The 2734-nt window shown below is 30.8% G+C and carries 3 protein-coding genes; all 3 read left to right on the top strand.

From position 1 onward, the window contains the following. On the top strand, positions 1-918 hold a 918-nt coding region (locus VLM92_RS01600; RefSeq protein WP_325274604.1), incomplete at its 5' end, for a hypothetical protein. Positions 919-1114: 196 nt separating this feature from the next. Continuing rightward, complete coding sequence (locus tag VLM92_RS01595; protein ID WP_325274603.1) at positions 1115-1996, top strand: HlyD family efflux transporter periplasmic adaptor subunit; 882 nt, start codon at positions 1115-1117, stop codon at positions 1994-1996. Beyond that, a complete protein-coding gene (locus tag VLM92_RS01590; protein WP_331681654.1) occupies positions 1996-2703 on the top strand; it encodes an ABC transporter ATP-binding protein in 708 nt (235 codons plus the stop codon). Before VLM92_RS01595 ends, VLM92_RS01590 begins: the two co-directional genes overlap by 1 nt. Positions 2704-2734: the final 31 nt, after the last annotated feature.

The raw sequence follows: 2734 nt of genomic DNA, 5'->3' as shown, positions 1-2734 counted from the left end.
GTATTAGCAAAAGAAAGTAGAATGGATTGTGTTGCAGTTGTTAAAAATGATGAAGAGGTTGAGGTAAAGGAATTTAGGAATTTAAAAGTTGGAGATAAGGTTGTTATAGGCAGAACTGAAGATGCTAGCGAAGGAATTTATTTATATCCTTATGGGTTTTGCAAAGATGAAGAGGATAGAGATGTATTCGCATTTAGATCAGGTAGGTCTAGAGAAACTTCTTACACTAAGGATTATGAAAACTTATATGAATTATTAAAACATGAAAAAGAACATGGATACATAGTATGGGTATTAGGGCCTGCTGCAGTATTTGCTAAAGGTGCTAGAGACTCAATGGCGTACCTAATTGAAAATGGATATGTTGATGCATTGTTCGGGGGGAATGCAGTAGCAACACATGACTTAGAAGGTGCAATGTTTAATACAGCTCTTGGACAGGATATATATACTCAAGAGTCGATAAAAGATGGACATTACCATCATTTAGATTTACTAAATAAAGCAAGAAGAGCAGGATCAATAGAAAAATTAATAGAAGAAGAAAACATAGACAATGGTATTGTCCATGCTTGTATAAAAAACGATATCCCGATAGTATTAGGAGGATCTTTAAGAGATGATGGACCTCTTCCTATAGTAATATCAGATGTATATGAAGCGCAAGATACAATGAGACACCATGTAAAAAGAGCTACAACGGTAATATGTTTAGCTACTCAATTACATTCTATAGCTACAGGGAATATGACACCTTCTTATAGGGTTGTAGATGGGAAAATAAGACCAGTATACTTCTATTCTGTTGATGTTTCAGAATTTGCAGTAAATAAATTAAGAGATCGAGGAAGCTTAGAAGTAACTACAATAGTTACAAATGTCCAAGACTTCTTAGGAAAATTAAAAGATAATTTATAATGAGTACCAAGCACTTACGTATAGTAAGTGCTTTTTTTGTTTATTATTATAAAATATGTATATTAATCTTTGAATTATTTACATATTATTGAATATAATATATCGTTGCATATAATGTACTATGATTTTGATATAAAATGATTTTAAATCTTATATTTTGAAAGGAAGGTGAAAACCTGATTTAAATCAGGGGAATATGAAAAAATGGATTTGGATAACGCTGAGTATAGTAGTAATTATTGCAGCAGGGACTTGGATAAATTATTCTAAACAACCTAAGGGAGTAGAAGTTAAAACTAGTAAGGTACAAGAAAAAGAAATAAAGGCCTATATATCTACTACAGGAGATATATTATCTAAAGACAAACAACAATATTTTGGAGAACAAGGTATAGTTGATGATATTGATGTAGAGGTAGGAGATAAAGTATCAGAAGACGATATTCTTATGCGTTTTAAAACTGCTTATGGAAATAAGAACTTAAGAAGTGATATTGATGGAGTTGTAACAGAGCTAAATGTTTCAGAGGGTCAAATGAACTCATTAACACAACCTGTTGTAGTGGTTCAAAATGTAGAAAATCTACAAGTAGAAGTCCAATTAAGTAAGTATGATGCACCAACTGTAAAAGCAGGTCAACAGGTAGATATAACTTATAACGAGAAAGTATATAAAGGTGAGGTTTCTTCTATTGATCCTACTGCTGATAAAAATACAAGTAATATAATGGGAACTAATTCTTCAGATGTATATCAAAATGCTTATATAAATATATTTGATCCAAAAGGTTTAGTAATAGGATTTAATGTAGATGTTGATATACTAATAAATCAAAATGACAAAACATCAGTTGTTCCTATAGAATCTATAGTTTCTGATAATGACGGCAATGATTTTGTATATATTGTAGAAAATGGCAAAGTAGTTAAAAAGGATATCAAACTTGGGATAATTTCTGATACTGAAGCTGAAATAAAATCAGGTCTTAAAAAAGGAGAAAAAGTTATATTAAATCCAGGAAATGATATATCTAAAGGAGTAGAAGTGGTTATTGTTCCTAAGGGGGAGAATAAGTAATGTCTATGTTGGAAGTTAAGGATGTATACAAAACATATGTAACAGGAAATATAAAATATCAAGCATTAAGTGGTGTAAGTCTTTCAGTTGAAAAAGGTGAATTTACTTCTATAATGGGTAAATCAGGTTCTGGTAAATCAACTTTTATGAATATACTTGGATGTCTTGATAAAATGGACTCTGGAAACTATATATTAAATGGTCAAAATGTAACTAATTTAAGCGATAACGAATTGGCTTATATAAGAAATAAGGAGATTGGATTCGTTTTTCAATCTTTTAATTTACTTCCTAGAATGAGTATACTAGAAAATGTAGAACTTCCTATGATATACGGGGGAATAAACTCTAAAATTAGAAGGAAGAAAGCTATGGATGCTCTTGAAAAGGTAGGACTTGCAAATTGGATAAAGCATAAGCCAAATGAAATATCCGGAGGGCAAAAACAAAGAGTTGCCATAGCTAGGGCCATAGTTAATAATCCTAATGTTATAATGGCAGATGAACCTACTGGAAACTTAGATTCTGTTGTAACAGCAGAAATACTAAAGATATTTCAACAGTTAAATGAAGAGGGATCTACAATAATAATGGTTACTCACGAACCAGAAGTAGCTCAATATACTAAAAAAATAGTCAGATTTTCTGATGGTAAAATAGTATCAGATAGTATGGTTTTAAATAGAAAAATAATACATAAAGATTAGAAAGGGGTGAATATGTGAAAACAAACTTTGC

The sequence above is a fragment of the Romboutsia sp. genome, from assembly GCF_035470145.1.
Taxonomy (GTDB): Bacteria; Bacillota; Clostridia; order Peptostreptococcales; family Peptostreptococcaceae; genus Romboutsia_D.
Note: the sequence above shows the minus strand (reverse complement) of the source record. Positions and strands in the feature narration are given on the sequence as shown.